Below are 19,423 nucleotides of genomic sequence, written 5' to 3'. Positions count from 1 at the left end.
CCGCAAGGACATGAACACAAATGCTTGAACTCAAAGATATTAAGCTGTCTTACGGGAGCGCGCCGATTCTGAAAGGGGTCGATCTCTCGGTGAAGCGTGGTGATGTGGTTTCGATTATCGGTCCGAGCGGCACCGGTAAAACCACGCTGCTGCGCTGCATTAATTACCTGGCAAAACCCGCCTCCGGCAGCATTACGTTTGACCAGATCAGTATGGATTACCAGTCACCGGACAAAGCCGCGATTCAGGCCATCCGTCTGCGGACCGCGATGGTGTTTCAGCAGTTCAACGTGTTCAAAAACATGACGGTGATTGAAAACGTGATGGACCCGCTGATGGTGGTGCAACGTAAAACTAAACAGGAAGCGCGCGCCATCGCTGAGCAGGAGCTGGAGCGGGTAGGCCTCGCCGCGAAACAGGATCATTACCCGTCGCAGCTTTCCGGTGGTCAGCTGCAACGTACCGGCATTGCGCGTGCACTGGCGCTGCGCCCGGATGTGATGCTGTTTGATGAACCGACTTCTTCGCTTGATCCCGAGCTGGTGGGGGAAGTGCTGAAGGTGATTAAAGACGTGACGTCGTCCGGCATTACATCGCTGCTGGTGACCCACGAAATGCAGTTTGCCAAAAGTATCTCTAACCGCATTGTGTTTATGGATCAGGGTGTTGTCGCGGCACAGGGTAGCCCGACAGAGATTTTTGACAACCCGAGCCTGCCGCGCCTTGCACAGTTCCTCAATTCAGAACGCGTACTCTAATAATTACAGGAATCAAAGACATGCCTGCAATCAAAACAACATTACGTCGCCTGGCGATGCCGGGTATCGTGACCATCGCATTACTCAGTGCCGGTGCCAGCTATGCGGAATCGGTCCGTACCATCAAAATTGCCACTGCTGCGGAATCCAAGCCGCTGTCATGGGGCGCGATTGGCGTCGAGCCGCAGGGCTATGAGCCGGATGTGCTGAAAGCCATTAACGCCAAACTGCCGCAGTACAAATTTGTCATGGAAGGGGCTGCGGATATCGCCCAGGAAACGGGCCTGGCGACCGGAAAATATGATATGGCGACCGGGGGCTACTATAAGGCACCCGCACGCAGCAAACAGTTCCTGATCCCGGATAACCCCATTGGCGCCAGCCTGATGAAGATCTACAGCCGCAAAGATAGCAATATCAACGGCATGAAGGATCTGGTGGGCAAGAACATCGTGCCAGTCACCGCCGGTGGCGGCGTGTATAAGTTTGTTATGCAGTGGCAGCAGGAAAACCCGAACGACAAAGTCGAGATCAAAGCCTCCAGCGCCGGTGTGCCTTACCCGGACCGTCTGAAAGAAGTGCAGGGCGGGAAATATGATGCGCTGATCCTGCCATCCAACCTCGGTGAGCAAACCGTTATCGACAACCAGAAGCTGGCGATCAAAGCCAGCGAGCCGGTGTCCATCAACAACACCTACATCCTGATTCACCGTTCAGACGAAAACAAAAAGCTGAATGATGATGTGAATGAGGCGCTGAAAGAACTGAAAGCTGACGGCACGCTCAGCAAGCTGTCGCAGAAGTGGTTCGGTGAAAACATCGTCACCTACATGAAATAACGGTTCACCTGAAACCCTGGTGTATCGGGCGGTCGGCATGAATGCCGACCCTGCGCCTTTCTGTAGGGTGCGAACTCATTCGCGCCGCCTCACTGACATTTTTTCAGGAGTCTTTCACAGTGAATCTCTCGACCATGATTCCCGAGCTACTGTCGGCTTTGCCGTTAACGCTCGCCATTATGTTGGTCGCGATCGTTGCCGGGTTTATCCTGGCGCTGATCGCGACGACGTTCCGTGTGCGCCGTATCGCGGTGATCAGCCAGCTGGCCGATCTCTACGTCTCCTACGCGCGCAGTGTGCCGGTGGTGCTGCAACTGTTCGTGGCCTTTTATGGCCTGCCGCTGGTGCTGGAGTCATTCGGCGTGGGGGATTTTATGTCCGCCACCGTCGCGTCCATGGTCGGGCTAAGCCTGTACCACGGCGGTTATCTTTCGGAAGTGATGCGTCCGGCGTTTCTGGCAGTGGAACGCGGCCAGCATGATGCGGCCGACAGCATGGGTTATAGCTTCCGCCAGAAAATGCTGCGCATCGTCGGCCCTCAGGCGGTACACATCGCGCTGCCGGGCTACGGCAACGCGCTTATCTACCTGATCCACAACGTGGCGCTGGTGATGTACATCGGCGCGGCGGATGTAATGGCGACTGCGCATCTGATTATGGAACGCGACTATAACCAGTATCAGTTCGGTACCTATCTGGTGCTGGCCGTGCTCTATTCGCTGCTGTGCCTGATTACCTGGCTGATTGTCCGTTTCTTCGAAGTGCGTCACGCAAAGTACAACTCGAAAACCGCGGCCAGCCAGGTGAAGTTCACCGCCAGCGTCTGACAGAGAGAGAAAGCCGATTATGTTTGATATTGAGGTTTTGCTGCCGGATTTCTGGAGCATTCTGGACGCGGTGCCGGTCACGCTGGCGATGGCGATCACCATTTTTATCTGTTCCACCCTGACTGGCGGCCTGTTTGCCTTCGTGGAACATAAGCGCCTGCCGGTGCTGCGTCAGCTGGTGCTAGCGTACAAAATCGCCTTTAAAGGCGTGCCGATGGTGGTGGTGATTTTCCTGGCGTATTACGGCCTGCCGCCTGCGCTGCATTTCGTTGCTACCGTGTTTGGCATTGAAGTGAATGCCCACTCACTTCCGAACTGGGTGATCATTATTGTTGCGCTCAGCGCCTGTGTTGCGGCGTTTCAGGCCGAGGTGTGGAAAGGGGCGCTGAACTCGTTCGATACCGGCCAGTCTGATGCCGCGCAGTCGCTGGGCTACACCAGTGGCCAGCTGTTCCGCAGGGTGATGTTTCCGCAGATTATCGTGGCGGCGATCCCGGATTTGGCGAATGCCTTTATGGTGATTATGAAAGCGCTGTCGTTGGCTTTTGCCATCGAAGTGGTGGATATCTTCGCCCAGGCGCAGCTGACTGCCGCACTGAACTTCTACTATCTGGAAGCCTTCCTGATTGCGGTGGTGTTTTATATGGTGATTGCCTACGTGGTCACCAAAATCGCCGATAAGATCGAGGCGAGGCTACGCGTGCGGAGTTGATATCGCATTGGCCAGGTGCGTATAAATACGCACCCTACAGCTCGGTATTGATGCCGCGTAGGGTCGGCATTGATGCCGACCTGATCAGATATCGGCACCGCTTTGTAAAATCCCCGCCCATGCTTTACCGTATTCCCAGCCAAACACCACAACCAGGATACTCCTTTGGGCACAACGCTTACCCTCGCCGAAGACCTCCGCCAGGTGGTCAGCACGTTTGTCCGTCAGGTGCGCGTTGCCACCGACACGGTGCGCAATTCACAACACGAAACCCTGGAACTGCTGGAAACCCACGGCCCACTCTCGATTGCCGAGCTGGCGCGCCTGCGTGGCGTGAAGCATCAGAGTATGCGTCTGGTGATTAATGAGCTGGAACAACAGGGCAGCGTTTTACGCCAGAAAAGCCCGCGGGATTCGCGCGCGCAGCGACTGGCGCTCAGTGATGCCGCCAGCCAGCAACTGGCCGCCGCCAGGACGCAGCGCGCCAGCTGGATTGCCGACGAAATTAGCGCAAAGCTGGATGAAACGGCGCAGCGCGACCTGCAAAAAGGGCTGGAGGCGCTGCGTAAGCTGCTTTAGGGCTGCGCGCTGGCTTGTTTCAGGTGGGCGATGACGTTGGTCAGCGTATTCATGCCCCAGTGTTCCACGTATTGACCCTTTTCCAGACGCACCATATCGATCACCTCAATGGTCACGGCCAAACCGGTGGGGGCAATCCCCAGCAGCGTGCCGCTGTGCACGCCGCTGATGCGTTTACGGGTCGTCACCCAATCGCGTTCGGCGACCTGTTCATCAATGGTGACGGTCAGCGCAGAGAACGCCGGGCGCAGCAGCTGATCAAAGGTGCGCCACAGGCTTTCCCGATCGTTGGCGGCGTCCGGCGGCGCGGAGCGATTAATAAAAGTCGTTGCCACCAGCTGGTCAAATGCCGCACGGTCTCCGCCCGCAATCACCGCAAAATTAAAACGCCGCACAGCCTGTTTATTGGTTTCTGACATGCTTCCTCCGATATGTACAGTCTAACTGTATATATCGGCGGCGAATCAGGCAAGTGTGACGCGCTACCCCAGGTACTCAATAATCGACAGCCCGCCGTTGTAATCGGTGCTGAAGATCATGCCCTGCGCATCAACAAACACATCACAGCTCTGGATCACCTGCGGGCGATCCGGGCGTGTATCCATCATGCGCGCTGGCGCGGCGGGCACTAACGCGCCGGTTTCTTTCGGCTGATACGGATTGGAGATGTCGTAAGCGCGAACACCGGCGTTCTGGTAAGTGGCAAAAATCAGCGTGTCGCTGACAAAACTGCCGGGGCGGTTTTCATGCAGATTATGCGGGCCGAAATGCGCGCCTTTTGCCACGTAATCGCGCTCGTCCGGCTGCGGGAACGTGGCGATGCTGACCGGATTGGCCGGCTCACGGATATCAAACAGCCAGATCAGCTTCTCGCCATCCTGCTGGTTATCCAGCACCGCCTCATCCAGCACCACCAGCAGATCGCGTGATGGCAGCGGCAGTGCGGTGTGGGTGCCGCCGCCAAACGGCGGACTCCAGTTGCGGTGGCTGATCAATTGCGGTGCCGCGCGATCGCTGACATCCAGCAGGGTCAGGCCGCCATCGCGCCAGCAGCCATAGGCGGTATCGCCGCTGATAATCGCGTGGTGCAGCGCATAACGTTTCCCTTCCGGCCAGTCCGGCGTTTCACCCGCGGCGGTGTGCATACCGGGCAGCCACCAGCGACCAACCACGCTGGGGCGCTGCGGATCGGCTAAATCGAGGGTCAGCAGAATGTAATCGCTAAAGCCGTCGATCAGCGCTGAGACATAGGCCCAGCGGCCACCGACATACCAGATACGATGGATGCCAATGCCGTCGAGCGCCAGGAAGCTGATTTCCCGTGGCTGCGCCGGGGAGGAGATATCAAAAATCCGCAGCCCGGATTGCCAGCTTTTTTCCTGGATATCGGCGGTGGTGTGGCCGACGGCGCGGGTGTAATACACCTTCTCGTCAGCGAAACGCGCATCAGCGAACAGGTCGCGTGCGTTGATCACCAGCAGCAGATCATCATGCGCCTGCAAATGTACATTCCAGGTGCCAGGCGGGGCGGCGACGTAGTTGACGGTTTTCGGCTGGCGCGCATCACGCACGTCGATCACTCTAAAGCCCTGCGACACCATATGGCCGACATAGGCAAAGCCGCGATGCACCATCACCTGCACGCCATCCGGGCGGCCGCCCTGATCGCTGTGACCAATCAGCCGCATATTGCGGCTGTATTCCGGGGTGGGGAGAGAAGTGGTCATGGCTGGCCTCACTGCGCTTTGGCGGCGAGGGTGGCGAACCAGGGCGCGATAAAATCATCGCTCTGGCCCCAGCCGGGGATCACTTTCTGCAACGCGGCCACGTTGGCGGCACCGGGCTGGCCGGTGACCAGCGCCTGCGGAATGGCGGCGGCCTGGAAGTCATAGCTGGCTGGGGTGGTTTCACCGGCCAGCTTATAGGCGATCAGACGCACATTGACGGCGCCAATCAGTTTGGGATCGACCGCCACGCTCAGCTTCCACGGGCTGTTGCTGGCGCGCATCAGCTGTAAATCCTGGTTGGAGATATCGATGCTGTAGAGTTTGATCTCGGTGCGCCCGTTTTCCTGCAACGCTTTATAGGCGCCCTGGCTAAAGGCATCCCAGGTTCCCCAGATAGCATCGATTTTGCCTTTCGGGTATTTCGCCAGCAGCGCGCCGACTTTGTTGGCGGTATCGCCCTGTACGTCGGTGGAAACCGCACCGACCGATTCCAGTTCGTGAATGCCGGGGTTGGCTTTTTGAATCTGTTCCCAGGCCGCCTGACGGCGCTCCATCGGCGGGAAGCCCGCCACCCACAGCTTGATAATATTGGCTTTACCGTTGAAGTCGTGAATTAGCGGTTGCAGCGACTGCTGCGTCAGTGAGGCATCGTCCTGCTGCGTCACCGTCACGCCTGCGGGCACCTTATCCACGGCGGTATCGAACACCGACAGCGCAATGCCGCTGTCGTGAATACGCTTCACCAGCTCGGTTGAGTAGGGCGCGCGGCCCTGCGACAAAATAATGCCGTCATATTTCTGGCTGATGGCCTGATTAACGAAGTCCTGGAAGCGCGCATCGTCGCCCTGGCTTAAGAAGGTGCTGACCTTAAAGCCCAGCTGCTTGCCCTGCTGGATTGCTCCGGCGACAAACTGGGTGGTGTTATCGTCGGAACCCAGGTTGCGGATTACCGCAATGCGGATCGGTCCATGATGGTTTGCCAGCGCGGCGGGCAGTGGTGCCAGCGTGGAGGCGGCGCTGACGGCGCTGCTGAGCAGGCCCAGCGTGAATAGCGTGACGGCCAAAGTTTTCATGCAATTTCCCCGAATATAAAGATGGATGAATGGCAGGTGGCGCGCCGCCGATTTTTTATTGTGTCTGGCGGGCGGTCTGTGCGGATTTTTCATCCTCCGCACCAGGTTGGCAATCAAGGAAAAGGCATAAGCAAAGTCAGATAAATCATTAGCTTTGCCGACGGGCGCGGATAACCATAACGCATTATTTCTGCGGGGAATGTCATTATGAGCGAGCATCACATTCAGGTTGTGCCGGGTCCGGCCAACTACTACGCCCACCCTGGGGCGATTGCCCGGCTGGCGGATTACTACAGCGAAGAACAGCTGCGCCACGCCATCTGGGTAGGCGGGCGTCAGGCGCTGGCGGCGGCACAGCAGTGGCTGGCACCCTGGTTAACGCTGCCAGGCGCGAAAGTGGCTATCTTCGGCGGCCATTGCAGCGAGCATGAGGTGGCGCGACTGGCGACGCTGGCGGGGGATGACCGTCAGGTGGTGATTGGCGTTGGCGGCGGTACGGTGCTGGATAGCGCCAAAGCGCTGGCGCACCGGCTGGCATTGCCGGTGGTGACGATTCCGACCATTGCGGCGACCTGCGCGGCCTGGACGCCGCTCTCCGTCTGGTATAACGCGGCGGGCGAAGCGCTGCATTTTGAAATCTTCCCGCAGGCGAACCATCTGCTGCTGCTGGAACCGGAAATCATTTTGCAGGCACCGGCGCGCTATTTGCAGGCGGGCATCGGCGATACCCTGGCGAAATGGTATGAGGCGGTGGTGCTGGCACCGCAGCCGGAGACCCTGCCACTCACCGTACGCCTCGGGCTGGATGTGGCAAAAACGCTGCGTGATGTGCTGCTGGCCAGCAGTGAAGCGGCGCTCAGCGACCAGCGAGCGCAACAGCTTACGCTGGCGTTTCGTGACGTGGTGGACGCGATTATTGCCGGAGGGGGCATGGTTGGCGGGCTTGGCGAGCGCTATACGCGTATTGCGGCGGCTCATGCGGTACACAACGGATTGACGACGCTGCCACAAACCGCGCGTTTCCTGCATGGCACCAAAGTGGCGTACGGCATTCTGGTGCAGAGCGCGCTGCTTGGCCAGCACGATGTCACCCGCCAGCTGATTGCCGCGTATAAGCGTTTTGATTTACCAACCACCCTGGCGCAGCTGGATGTGGATATTCATCAGCGCGACCAGGTGGAACGCGTGATCCAGCATACGTTGCGCCCGGTGGAGTCGATTCATTATTTGCCGGTGACGTTGACGCCCGCCACGTTGTGGGCGGCAATTGAGCAGGTGGAGGCGTTGGGTGCGTAGCTGTGCGAAGGTCGGCATAAATGCCGACCCTACACCTACCACAAACGTAGGGTCGGCATTTATGCCGACCAGGCCAATTACCGCACGAAACAGGATGACGGCATTTATGCCGACCTGCCTGTCGCCTTAACGCTTACTCAGCGCTTCCCACAGCCCCAGCAGATAGGTGGTGCCCAGCGCGCGATCGTATAAGCCATAACCCGGACGGCCGGTTTCGCCCCAGATAAAGCGACCGTGATCAGAGCGGATATAGCCATCGAACCCGTTGTCGTACATCGCTTTCAGTACCTGGTACATATCCAGCGAGCCATACTCGGTGGGGTGCGCGCATTCGTAGAAATCTTTGTCCTGGATGATTTTGATATTACGCACATGGGCAAACGGGATACGTTTGCGGCGTGAGAACTCAGCCAGAATCGCATACACGTCGTTCTGCGGATCTTCGGCAATAGAGCCGGTGCACAGAGTAATACAGTTGGCTTCCGAGTCGACCACGTTGCAGATCCAGTCGAGATCGTCGCGGTTTTTCACCACGCGTGGCAGGCCGAAAATGGAGTACGGCGGATCGTCCGGGTGAATCGCCATTTTGACGCCCACCTCTTCGCACACCGGGATCACGGCTTTGAGGAAATACGCCAGGTTTTCGCGCAGCTTAGCATCATCAACCCCATCGTATTTGGCAAACAGCTCCTGCACTTTTGCCAGACGCTCAGGTTCCCAGCCCGGCAGCACGAAGCCGTTGGAGCTTTCCAGCACCTCTTTGACCACGTCATCCAGGCTCTTATCGATGCCTTTCTTCTCGAATGCCATGGTGATGGAGCCATCCGGCAGCACGTAGTTCATCTCGGTCTTCATCCAGTCAAATACCGGCATGAAGTTGTAGCAGATCACCTTCACGCCGACTTCGGCCAGGTTGCGGATGCTCTGCTTATAATTCTCGATATAGCCATCGCGGCTTGGCAGACCGATTTTGATATCGTCATGAATGTTGACGCTTTCGATCACTTCAACAGTCAGACCCGCGGCATGTGCCTGATCCACCAGCGCTTTAATCTTATCTTTCGGCCAGGTGTCACCCACTGGCACATCGTACAGCGCGCCGACGATGCCACGTACACCCGGTACCTGGCGTATATATTCCAGCGAAACTTTATCTTCTTTCGGACCAAACCAACGCATTGTCAGCTGCATAATGTCATCCACCGTCATCGTGTGTCTGTGATAACTGATAAGCTACCATTCTAGTATTCATGTTGACAGCGCCGTGCAGTGATTAACCCTTGATCCGCATCACAGAACCCAATTTATCCGCTGAATCGCCGCCGTGGAGCCTGCGTTAAACCACTACGGCCAGAAAAACAAGCCCGACCAGCAGCGGCGAATACGCTTTCCACTGCCATAAATTGTAAAAACCAGTTGGCTTTGCTGTTAATCACAATTAACCACGCCATAACATCTGCCAAAGCGGCGTTTCACCGCGGCTCATCGCCTTTTCACTTGAATCATTTACAGATAATTCCTTGCAGGCAAAATAACACTTATTTTCTCTCCCCCCGTAGACCATGTCTGACGAAGCGCTCCACCAGCAGATTCAGAACCTGAAAAAACATAATGCGCGTTTGAAGCGTATAGCTCATGACGCCCGCAATAAGCTGAGCGCTGCGCTGGATGGCACCGGGTTATGCCTGTGGCAGCTGGACATCCCCAGCGGCAAGCTGGTGATCTTTAACCGGCGCTGGGGCGCGATGCTGGGCTTTCAGCCGAAAGAGCTGAATGCAAAGTTCGAGGTGTGGCGCGAACATCTGCACCCCGACGATGCGGATGAAGTGTTGAAAGCGTTTTACGATCATATCGAAGGGCGCGCCCCGTATTACGAAGCGCTGCATCGGATGCTCGCCAAAAACGGCAAGATTACCTGGGTGCTGGACCGCGGCCGCGTCACCGAATGGGACGAGCAGGGCAACCCGCTGAAAGTCACCGGCACACACATCGACATGACCAAAGAGAAGCAATACGAGGCGCAGCTCGCGACGCTGGCGAATCACGATCCGCTTACCGGTCTCACCAACCGCCATGCGCTGCTCGGCCAGTACAGCCAGATGAAAAAGCAGGGGCCGCTGTGCGTCGCCTTTATCGACCTCGATAACTTTAAACACGTCAATGATACGCTCGGCCATCGCAGCGGCGATGAAGTGCTGATTCAGCTCAGCCAGCGGATACGCAACCTGGTGCCGCCGACGGTCGTGATTGGCCGTATCGGCGGCGATGAGTTTGTGCTGCTGATGCCGTTTCTTATCGACTTTCCCAAAGTGCGAATTATGGCGCAGGCGGTGCTCGATGCGGCGCTCACGCCGTTCGAACTCGATAACGGCCATGCGCAGATTGGCGCATCGATTGGTATCGCGCAGGTGCAGGATCGTGATGACTTCAACGCGGCGCTTATGCGCGCCGACGAAGCCATGTACAACGTGAAGAGGAATGGTAAGCAGGGATTTGGATTGGTGCCTTAATCACCCTCCGCACTTCACCGATAGCGACGCGATTGAGCGCGCCGCTCCGCATATCAGAACGCAAAGCACGAGCAGCCGAGCGCACCCCAGAAAGCATTGTTATCGGACACCGGCACTGACGACTGGCGCGCCACATCATGCGCATGGCTGTGCACGCCGCACGGACCGCTGCACTGGTGCACCTTCGGCATCATCGCCGCACGACCCGTCGCCTGTGGCGGGGCGCTGCGATAATGGCCCGGCACCGTCACCACCGGCGACCACTCTGGCAACACCGGTACCGGCGGCGGTGCCAGCGGGGTAAAGCTGCCTGCCGCGTAGACCACCTCGCCATCGACGACCGTCAGCACGGATTCAATCCCTTTAATCTCCTCTTCCGGCACGCTGAAGAAATCTTTCGACAGCAGCACCAGATCCGCCAGCTGGCCGACTTTAATTTCGCCCTTGGCGCTTTGCTCGCTGGAGAACCAGGCGCTGCCTTTGGTCCACAGCATCAGCGCGGTTTCGCGGTCGATGCGTGCGTTATCGTCATACAGCTGCATCCCGCCCACGGTACGGCCAGAGACCAGCCAGTAGAGCGCCGTCCACGGGTTATAGCTGGCCACGCGGGTGGCATCGGTGCCCAGTCCGACCGGCACACCGGCATCGAGCATACGCGCTACCGGCGGCGTCTGTTTCGCGGCCTGACTGCCGTAGCGATCGACAAAATACTCGCCCTGGAACGCCATACGATGCTGCACCGCAATGCCGCCACCCAGCGCCTTCACGCGTTCGATATTGGCTTCAGTGATGGTTTCCGCGTGATCGAAGAACCAGTGCAGGCCGTTAAACGGGATGTCGCGGTTCACTTTCTCGAACACATCCAGCATCCGGCTGATGGATTCGTTGTAGGTGGCGTGCAGGCGGAACGGCCAGCGATGCTCCACCAGATGGCGCACCACGCGCTCCAGCTCATCTTCCATGCCGGGCGCCAGGTCCGGGCGCGGTTCGAGGAAATCTTCGAAATCGGCTGCCGAGAACACCAGCATTTCCCCGGCGCCGTTGTGACGCAGGAAGTTGGTGCCCTGGCCCGGCTTCAGCATATCGGTCCACTTCTCAAAATCTTCCAGTTCATGACCCGGACGCTGGGTAAACAGGTTATAGGCGATGCGCACCGTCAGCTGTTTTTTGGCGTGCAGCTCAGAAATCACATCGTAATCATCGGGATAGTTCTGGAAACCGCCACCCGCATCGATGGCGCTGGTCAGGCCGAGGCGATTCAGCTCGCGCATAAACTGACGGGTTGAATTGACCTGCTGCTCCAGCGGCAGTTTGGGGCCTTTCGCCAGCGTGGCGTACAGCAGCATGGCGTTGGGGCGGGCAATCAGCATCCCGGTCGGATTGCCGTTGCTGTCGCGCTGGATCTCGCCGCCCGGCGGGTTTGGCGTGTCTTTGGTATAGCCAACCACCTTCAGCGCCGCGCGATTCAGCAGCGCGCGATCGTACAAATGAAGAATGAAAATCGGGGTATCCGGCGCGGCCGCGTTGATTTCATCCAGCGTCGGCATCCGACGCTCGGCAAACTGGAATTCCGTCCAGCCTCCCACCACGCGTACCCACTGCGGTGACGGGGTACGCAGCGCCTGCTCGCGCAGCATACGCAGCGCATCGGCCAGCGACGGCACGCCTTCCCAGCGCAGTTCCAGGTTGTAGTTCAGCCCGCCGCGAATCAGGTGCAGGTGCGAATCGTTCAGGCCGGGAATGCCGGTATGGCCTTTGGCATCGATGAGGGTGGTCGCGGCATCGGCAAAGCGCATTACGTCTGCTTCGCTACCCACGGCGAGGAATTTACCGTCTTTAATCGCCACGGCGGTGGCCAGCGGGTTGGCGCGGTCAACGGTGTGGAATTTGCCGTTGGTCAAAATCAGTGAAGCCGTCGTCATGTTCTTTCTCCTGTCAGATTAAGCTTTGCGGCCAATAAGCCACTGTTTTAAAACACGCGTCAGCAGGGGCATCCACAGGAAAACCACCAGAGCAACGACGCTGGCATCGTTCAGTAAATGGCCCCACAGCGTGCCGTGGCTGGCGGGCAGCACGGCATTCCAGAACCACGGGACCAGGTTGGTTGAGGGGAAAATCACCCCCAGCGTCAGTAAGTATTGCTTCCATTTCGCGGGCGGGGTCTGGCCTTTTTGCGCCGGGGTAAACCAGAAGGCGGCGCCAGGACGCACTTCAATATGCTCCGGCTGCGCCAGCATGGCGGGCAGCGCTTTAACCAGCGACTGGCGCGCGTCCGATTTCAGCCAGGCGTAGAGTTCATCCAGGCCGCTAAAGCGAATCAGCACGGTGTAGGCGTTGTCGCCATGCACCGGACGCAACACATTCACCCCCAGATGGCCGGGAAAACTGGCGGCCTGCGGCATGATGGTTTCAAGCCACTGTTCGTAATCGGCCTGCTTTTCGGGCTGGATGCTGTGGGTGATCACCAGCGTGACATGGTGTGCCTGCTGCGGGTTGTTCATGTTCGATTCCTCGGTGCGTCTCGCGGGTGAAAGTGCTTGCGTCGTTGAGGAAAAAAATACGAAATGAGAGCGTTTATTGATAACGGATTGTTTTTGGGTTGTTGTTCAACAAATTTTGGGGAGGGGGGAAGGAATGCGTTTAAACCTGGAGGCGCTGCTGATTCTTGATGCGCTGGATCGTCACGGCACCTTTGCGGCAGCGGCGGCACGGCTGTTTAAAACCGCGTCGGCACTGAGCTATACGGTGCAGAAGATGGAGAGCGATCTGAAAATCACGCTGCTGGATCGCTCCGGTCATCGCGCCACCTTCACGCCGACCGGGCGTCTGATGCTGGAAAAAGGCCGCACGCTGCTGCGCGCGGTAAACGAACTCGAGCAGCAGGCGCGCTACGTTGAGAGCGGCTGGGAGAGCCAGCTGGTGATCAGCGTCGATGCGTCGGTGCCCTTCAGCCTGCTGACGCCGCTGATTGACGAATTTTATCAGCAGCATTCGCACACGCAGCTCCAGTTCCGCCATGACGTGCTGGCGGGCTGCTGGGAAGCGCTGCATTACGGCGAGGCGGATATCGTATTTGGCGCGGTGCAGGAACCGGCAACGCGCAAAGAGATTGGTTGTCAGCCGCTTGGCTGGCTGGAGTATGTCTTTGCGGTATCGCCCGACCATCCGCTGGCCCAGGCGCCGGAACCGCTGCTGCGCGAGCAGATTCGCCAGTATCGGGCGGTGACGGTGCATGATTCATCGCGTCACGGCGCGGGCGTGGATTTGCGCGTGCTGGATGAGCAGAAGACCCTGAGCGTGCATGATTTCCCGTCGAAGTTGCAGGCGCAGCTCGCCGGGCTGGGGTGTGGCTACCTGCCACGCTATCTGGCCGATCCCCATTTGCAGAGCGGGGCGCTGGTGGAGCGCCAGCTCGATAGCGAATGCCGACGCGACCTGGCTTATCTGGCGTGGAACGAAAGCGCCAGCGGCAATGCCGCGACCTGGTGGCGTGAGCGCTTACTCACGCTGCCAGGCCTGCACGATATCTATCAGCCAGCGTAATTTCAGATCGAGATATGGTGGCTGACCTGCGGCGGTTGGTCACCCTGATGATACTCCAGCACCGCCTGCTGTAGCGCCACATCGGCACGCGATACGCGCTGATGCTGGCGCAGGTGCTCCTGCCAGGATTCCACCAGGAACCACTCCAGCAACGCGGTGGGATCGTCACTCTGCTCCATCAGTCCCCAGGCATAAGCGCCATCGCGGCGGCGGGCGGCGGCCAGTTTACGCATCGCGCGTTTGAATGCGGCGCGATCTTCCTGCGGCACCTGATAGCGCACCTGAATCATTACCGGGCCGCGATGGGCGTTCACGTCGCCGCTCACGGCCGGTGCGGCCCAGTGCTGCGCCGGTTGCAGATCGGCTTCTCCGGCAGGCAGCACCAGGCGTTTCAGCAGCAGCGCGCTTATCAGCAACGCGCCGCCCGCCAGCAGCAGGGCATTTCCCAGACCGATATGCTGCGCAACCAGACCCCACAGCAGGCTGCCGCCCGCCAGCGTCCCGTTGAATACCATCAGATACACCGCCAGACCGCGACCGCGCACCCAATCCGGCAGTACCGCCTGCGCCACGCCGTTCAGGGTGGTCAGCGCGATAATCCAGCCGACGCCCAGAATCACCATCAGCAGCAGCGCCAGCCACTGCGCCGGGCTCAGCGCCAGCGCCAGCATCACCACGGCGCTGAGCACCGCAGAGAGCAGCAGCAGGCCGTCATTGCCCATCAGCAGACGCAGACGCGGCAACAGCAGCGCACCCGCAATCGCCCCGGCACCCACCGCGCCAAGCAGCAGACCGTAAAATCCGGCGCTGCCGTGCAGCATATTACGCGCCACCAGCGGCAGCAGCGCCCAGATGGCACTGGCGAAGGCGAAGTAGCAGGCGGCACGCAGCAGCACGCGGTGCAGATCGCGGCTGGCGCGCACATAACGCAGTCCGGCACGGAAGGCACCAAAGAAGTGTTCGTTCAACTCAGTTTTGGCTTTCGCCGGGCGTTTCCAGATCAGCAGCGCGGCAACCACAAAGAAATAACTCGTCACATCCGCGCCGTAGGCCGCCATCGCGCCAAAACTTGCCAGCAGCAAACCGCCGGTAGCCGGGCCGATGGCGCGGGCGATATTGATGCCGAGCGAGTTAAGCGCCACGGCGTTTTTCAGTTCATGACGCGGCACCAGTTCCGGCACGATGGCCTGCCACGCCGGGCCAAACAGCGCGGCGCCGATACCGCCGACAAAGGTCAGGCCGATCAGCCATTCGGTGGTCAGCCAGTTGTTATGCGACAGCACCAGCAGGGTGCCGCTGACGCTTGCCATTAATATCTGTACCGCAATCAGCAGACGGCGGCGGTCAACGATATCGGACAGCACCCCGGCAGGCAGCGCCAGTAAAAATACCGGCAGGGTGGCGGCGGTTTGCATCAGCGCTACGGCGGCCGGGTTATCGGACAAGCCGGTCACCAGCCAGGCGCTGGCGACATCACGAATGAAGCTGCCGGTGTTGCCTAACACTGAGGCGGTCCAGATCAGGGCAAACAGCCCATAAGCGAACGGGGAAAAGGCACTGCTGCGTGCGGCTGCGGGTGGGTGCTGGCTCATAATTCATCTCCGATAAGTATGCGATGTATGCACCTTACGAAGCCCGGCAGCGGCTTGATAGCGGAAAAAATCGGCCAACTTGTCCAGGCTTTTTTGACAGGTTTGCATGACAAAAAAGTTTGAACAAGTCGTCAAAATCTCTGCTTTAGGTTTTTCCGGCATGGCGGGGTAGTTTGATTAGCGAGACACAACATCAATCATCCTTCGGAGAAAAAACATGAGCACTTTCAAGACTAAAGACGGCGTAAACCTCTACTTCAAAGACTGGGGCAAAGGTCAACCGGTACTGTTCAGCCACGGCTGGCCGCTGGATGCTGACATGTGGGATAGCCAGATGAATTTCCTGGCGGAACGCGGTTATCGGGTGATTGCCTTTGACCGTCGCGGTTTTGGTCGCTCCGATCAGCCGTGGGAAGGATATGACTACGATACCTTTGCGGATGATATTCACGGCCTGATTGAGCATCTGCAACTCAGCGACGTCACGCTGGTGGGCTTCTCCATGGGTGGCGGTGATGTGTCGCGCTATATTGGCCGCTACGGCACGGCGAAAGTGAAAGGGCTGGTGCTGCTGGGCGCGGTAACGCCGATTTTCGGGAAAACCAGCGACCATCCGCAAGGGGTCGAAAAAGCGGTATTTGACGGCATTCAGGCGGGATTGCGCCAGGATCGTGCGCAATTTATTAAAGATTTTGCCGTGCCTTTCTATGGCACCAATGCCGGACAAACGGTTTCCGATGGGGTAATGACCCAGACGCTGAATATCGCGCTGCTGGCCTCGCTGAAAGGGACGCTGGATTGTGTGACGGCATTCTCCGAGACCGATTTCCGGGCGGATATCGCGAAAGTGGATGTGCCTGTGCTGGTGATCCACGGCAGCAACGACCAGATCGTCCCGTTCGAAGCTACCGGCAAGCTGGTGCATGAGATGGTGAAAGGATCTGAGCTGAAGGTTTACGAAAACGCTCCGCACGGTTTTGCGGTGACGCATCAGGCGCAGCTGAACGCCGATTTGCTGGCGTTTTTGCAGAGCCATTAAACCGAGGTCGGCACGAATGCCGACCCTACAGGCCAGGGTGCGCATAAATGGCGCACCTGGTCTGCGTTAATCCGCCAGCAAATGTCCGTACATCGCCATCAGACGGCGTGTCACGCCGTTGGTCCAGCCAAAACCATCCTGCAACGGATATTCACCCCCGCCACCCGGACGGGCGCGCTCGCCGCTGATGTCGTACTTCTCCACCAGCTTATGGTGCAGCGTGTAGAAGTTCTTCACCGTGGTCAGCCAGTTCACCGCGATTTCCGTCGCCAGCGTCTCTTCGCCGTAGTGATTCAGCCCGACAATCGCCATCCACTGCAACGGCGCCCAGCCATTGGGTTTGTCCCACTGCTCGCCGCTTTCCACCATCGAGGTCACCAGCCCGCCTTGCGTCAGCAGCAACTGACGCAGCGCGACCGCCTGCAAATGCGCCTGCTCCGGGGTTGCTAAACCGAGGAACAGCGGCACCACCGCGGCTGCGGTAAAAGCGCCGAAACGCTGACGGCGCCAGTCGTAATCGCGATAAACACCCGCGGTTTTATCCCACAGATAACGGTGAATCGCGCGTTTGCGCGCTTCGGCCTTTTTCTGCCATGCCAGCGCGGTCAGCTCCTCGCCCTTGGCGTGCGACAGCGTGGAAATCATCAGTTCCAGCTTGTAGAGAAACGCGTTCAAATCCACAGGAATAAACTGGGTGGTGCGAATGCTCGCCAGACGATGCGGGTCACGCAGCCAGCGTGACGAATAATCCCAGCCGGATGCGGCACCGGCACGCAGATCGCGGTAGACCTCGCTGGCCGGACGGCGCGATTTGCTGGCGGTTTCCACGTCCTCGATCCAGGATTCATCACGCGGCGTATCACGGTCATCCCAGTAGCGGTTCAGCAGCGATCCGTCAGGCATACGCACTACGTGGCGATAGGCCTGATCGGGCATCAGCGAACCGGCACCGTCCATCCAGAACTGATACTCCTTCATCAGCTGCTCGAGATAACGTTTCGCGCCGCGAATACCATCTTCTTCAAACAGTTCCACCATCAGCGCAAACACCGGCGGCTGCGAACGGCTGAGATAATAGGTACGGTTGCCGTTAGGCACATGACCGTAGTTGTCGATCAGCCAGGCGAAGTTGTCCGCCATATCGCGCAGCAGGTCGTCACGCCCGCTCTCCGCCAGGCCAAGCATGGTGAAGTAGGAATCCCAGTAGTAGGTTTCCCCGAAGCGTCCGCCCGGCACCACATAGGGTTTCGGCAGCGGCAGCAGCGACGAATGCGGCATATGTTGCTGCGGCATTTTAGTGAGTACCGGCCACAGCTCATCAATATGTTCCGTCAGGGTTTTATCCGGATTAGAAACATAAAAATTGTCATTGCTCTGTGGCAGATAAAAATGATCATGCACGAATTCTGCGAGATCGAAATCGGGCGAACGTTTACGTCGGCGATAGCGGATTAAAATATCCAGCGGATCATATTTTGGCGCGCAGTCCGGAAAGGTTTTACTGTCGGCAAAAATACGTGACATCTGCACATGCTCAAAAAGTTCCAGATAACGATCGGCAGGGGTTAACGCATCCGGTGCGGGCAGGCCTTCAATCAGCTCTGGCTCCGGCTCCGAATCCTCCATACCTTCAAGTATTAACTCGTGAGGATCGTATTGATACTCCAGTTCAGCATCAGCGCGTTTTTCCTCAAAAGCGTTATTTTGCTGTTGGTTAGTATTAATAGCGGCCTCCTGAAAAGTCCCGGTTGCACAAAGACCAAATTATAGATCCCTCAACCCCTGAGACAACAATGCGAAATATCTATGAACGTAATAAATCATGTCGATTGATCGGCTATTTTGGCGATTTATCAGCGATTACAACGTCATATATTTCAGGAAATGAAAGCGGCATTTCAGATGAAGCTATAAATAAGCGCACAGAATTATCTGTAAATAAGAAATTCGCCAGATGCCGACGGCAAATGGCGAAAAAAATTGATCATTTAATGGCAAACGCAGCGGCTGTTACTTCGCCAGAGCTGCCGCAATCACCGCTGCATATGGCGTGGTCGGACGCCCAATCAGCTGGCTCAGGGTTTTGCTGTCGTCGAACAGGCCGCCTTTGGCTGCTGCGGCATCAGAATCCGCCAGCATATCAGCCAGGCCGTCAGGCAAACCGGCACCTTTCAGTGCAGCAGCGAATTCGGCCTGCGGCAGATTGACGTAATCCACTTTCTCGCCGGATTGCTTAGCGATCTCCGCCGCGAATTCGGCCAGGGAATAGTTGTCGTCACCGGCCAGTTCGTAGATTTTGCCTGCCTGACCGTCGCGGCTGATCACTTCAGCGGCCGCTGCGGCGTAATCCGCACGCGCTGCCGACGCGATACGGCCGTCGCCTACGGAGCCAATAAACGCGTGATGCGCCAGCGCCGGAGGAATGCTCGCGGCATAGTTTTCGGTGTACCAGCCGTTACGCAGCAGCACGAACGGGACGCCAGACGCTTTCAGGTCTGCTTCGGTCGCGCGGTGCTCCACGCCAAGGCCGAGCGCAGAGGTATCCGCATGCAGCAGGCTGGTGTAAGCGATTAAACCCACGCCCGCCGCTTTGGCAGCGTCAATCACCGCTTTATGCTGCGCTACGCGCTGGCCCACTTCGCTGGAAGAGATCAGCAGCAGCTTATCAACGCCGGCGAAGGCGCTTTGCAGCGTTTCCGGCTGGCTATAATCAGCAGCGCGCACTGTGACGCCCAGCGCCTGCAAATCTGCCGCTTTTTCCGGCGAACGTACCGCCGCAATCACTTCACTGGCCGGAACTTTTTTCAGTAATTCGTTAATCACCAGACGACCGAGTTGGCCGGTGGCACCTGTAATTGCAATCATGATGTTCTCCTTCAGTTTGAGCTGGTATGGAATCAGCTTAGGGGATAAACTAACTTTTAGTAA

General features: G+C 58.1%; 18 protein-coding genes. 9 read left to right on the top strand and 9 right to left on the bottom strand.

The annotated features are described in order from the left end of the window. Window positions 1–20: 20 nt before the first annotated feature. The 5 genes from AC6I8V_RS16825 to AC6I8V_RS16805 all read left to right on the top strand — a co-directional run bounded on the left by AC6I8V_RS16825 (window position 21) and on the right by AC6I8V_RS16805 (window position 3,715). Complete coding sequence (locus tag AC6I8V_RS16825; protein WP_497843364.1) at window positions 21–758, top strand: amino acid ABC transporter ATP-binding protein; 738 nt, start codon at window positions 21–23, stop codon at window positions 756–758. Between the two features lie 20 nt (window positions 759–778). Beyond that, window positions 779–1,597, top strand: a complete 819-nt coding sequence (locus AC6I8V_RS16820) for a transporter substrate-binding domain-containing protein (RefSeq protein ID WP_497843363.1) — start codon at window positions 779–781, stop codon at window positions 1,595–1,597. Window positions 1,598–1,731: 134 nt separating this feature from the next. After that, entirely contained in the window at window positions 1,732–2,424 is a 693-nt protein-coding gene (locus tag AC6I8V_RS16815; protein ID WP_497845861.1) for an amino acid ABC transporter permease, read from the top strand. 19 nt (window positions 2,425–2,443) lie between these two features. Then, window positions 2,444–3,136, top strand: coding sequence for an amino acid ABC transporter permease (locus AC6I8V_RS16810; RefSeq protein ID WP_497843362.1), 693 nt, complete (start codon window positions 2,444–2,446; stop codon window positions 3,134–3,136). A gap of 165 nt (window positions 3,137–3,301) precedes the next feature. Continuing rightward, a complete protein-coding gene (locus AC6I8V_RS16805; RefSeq protein WP_497843361.1) occupies window positions 3,302–3,715 on the top strand; it encodes a MarR family winged helix-turn-helix transcriptional regulator in 414 nt (137 codons plus the stop codon). Here the strand turns inward: AC6I8V_RS16805 and AC6I8V_RS16800 are convergent. From AC6I8V_RS16800 to AC6I8V_RS16790, 3 genes are all read right to left on the bottom strand, one after another. Beyond that, window positions 3,712–4,134 (bottom strand): ester cyclase, encoded by a 423-nt coding sequence (locus tag AC6I8V_RS16800; RefSeq protein WP_497843360.1) that lies wholly within the window; start codon window positions 4,132–4,134, stop codon window positions 3,712–3,714. The two genes, AC6I8V_RS16805 and AC6I8V_RS16800, sit on opposite strands and share 4 nt — an antisense overlap. A 63-nt stretch (window positions 4,135–4,197) precedes the next feature. Next, window positions 4,198–5,442, bottom strand: coding sequence for an LVIVD repeat-containing protein (locus AC6I8V_RS16795; RefSeq protein WP_497843359.1), 1,245 nt, complete (start codon window positions 5,440–5,442; stop codon window positions 4,198–4,200). Window positions 5,443–5,450: 8 nt separating this feature from the next. Further along, on the bottom strand, window positions 5,451–6,515 hold the full coding sequence (locus tag AC6I8V_RS16790; RefSeq protein WP_497843358.1) for a sugar ABC transporter substrate-binding protein: 1,065 nt from the start codon (window positions 6,513–6,515) through the stop codon (window positions 5,451–5,453). 207 nt (window positions 6,516–6,722) lie between these two features. Here AC6I8V_RS16790 and AC6I8V_RS16785 point away from each other — a divergent pair, with 207 nt between their 5' ends. After that, entirely contained in the window at window positions 6,723–7,811 is a 1,089-nt protein-coding gene (locus AC6I8V_RS16785; protein ID WP_497843357.1) for an oxidoreductase, read from the top strand. Window positions 7,812–7,937: 126 nt separating this feature from the next. Here the strand turns inward: AC6I8V_RS16785 and uxuA are convergent, their stop codons facing one another. Next, the gene (uxuA, locus tag AC6I8V_RS16780) at window positions 7,938–9,002 is read right to left on the bottom strand and encodes a mannonate dehydratase (RefSeq protein WP_497843356.1); all 1,065 of its coding nucleotides are present in this window, start codon (window positions 9,000–9,002) and stop codon (window positions 7,938–7,940) included. Window positions 9,003–9,373: 371 nt separating this feature from the next. On the opposite strand from uxuA, the gene AC6I8V_RS16775 reads away from it, so the two are divergent. After that, entirely contained in the window at window positions 9,374–10,321 is a 948-nt protein-coding gene (locus AC6I8V_RS16775) for a diguanylate cyclase domain-containing protein (protein ID WP_497843355.1), read from the top strand. 53 nt (window positions 10,322–10,374) lie between these two features. Here the strand turns inward: AC6I8V_RS16775 and AC6I8V_RS16770 are convergent, their stop codons facing one another. Together AC6I8V_RS16770 and AC6I8V_RS16765 are read right to left on the bottom strand one after the other, a co-directional pair. Next, complete coding sequence (locus AC6I8V_RS16770) at window positions 10,375–12,243, bottom strand: amidohydrolase (RefSeq protein WP_497843354.1); 1,869 nt, start codon at window positions 12,241–12,243, stop codon at window positions 10,375–10,377. An 18-nt stretch (window positions 12,244–12,261) separates the two neighbouring features. Then, a complete protein-coding gene (locus AC6I8V_RS16765; RefSeq protein WP_497843353.1) occupies window positions 12,262–12,822 on the bottom strand; it encodes an antibiotic biosynthesis monooxygenase in 561 nt (186 codons plus the stop codon). Between the two features lie 133 nt (window positions 12,823–12,955). Here AC6I8V_RS16765 and AC6I8V_RS16760 point away from each other — a divergent pair, with 133 nt between their 5' ends. Beyond that, entirely contained in the window at window positions 12,956–13,864 is a 909-nt protein-coding gene (locus tag AC6I8V_RS16760) for a LysR family transcriptional regulator (protein WP_497843352.1), read from the top strand. Window positions 13,865–13,866: 2 nt separating this feature from the next. Here the strand turns inward: AC6I8V_RS16760 and AC6I8V_RS16755 are convergent, their stop codons facing one another. After that, window positions 13,867–15,456 (bottom strand): MFS transporter, encoded by a 1,590-nt coding sequence (locus AC6I8V_RS16755; RefSeq protein ID WP_497843351.1) that lies wholly within the window; start codon window positions 15,454–15,456, stop codon window positions 13,867–13,869. 217 nt (window positions 15,457–15,673) lie between these two features. Here AC6I8V_RS16755 and AC6I8V_RS16750 point away from each other — a divergent pair, with 217 nt between their 5' ends. Further along, window positions 15,674–16,495, top strand: a complete 822-nt coding sequence (locus AC6I8V_RS16750) for an alpha/beta fold hydrolase (RefSeq protein ID WP_497843350.1) — start codon at window positions 15,674–15,676, stop codon at window positions 16,493–16,495. 66 nt (window positions 16,496–16,561) lie between these two features. On the opposite strand, the gene treF is transcribed toward AC6I8V_RS16750, so the two are convergent. Beyond that, a complete protein-coding gene (gene treF / locus AC6I8V_RS16745) occupies window positions 16,562–18,220 on the bottom strand; it encodes an alpha,alpha-trehalase TreF (protein ID WP_497845860.1) in 1,659 nt (552 codons plus the stop codon). Window positions 18,221–18,505: 285 nt separating this feature from the next. Continuing rightward, window positions 18,506–19,360, bottom strand: coding sequence for an SDR family oxidoreductase (locus AC6I8V_RS16740; protein ID WP_497843349.1), 855 nt, complete (start codon window positions 19,358–19,360; stop codon window positions 18,506–18,508). Window positions 19,361–19,423: the final 63 nt, after the last annotated feature.

The sequence above is a fragment of the Pantoea sp. X-Soil-TKNS-1207 genome (genome assembly GCF_059730485.1).
This window is presented reverse-complemented; position numbering and strand designations above follow the sequence as displayed.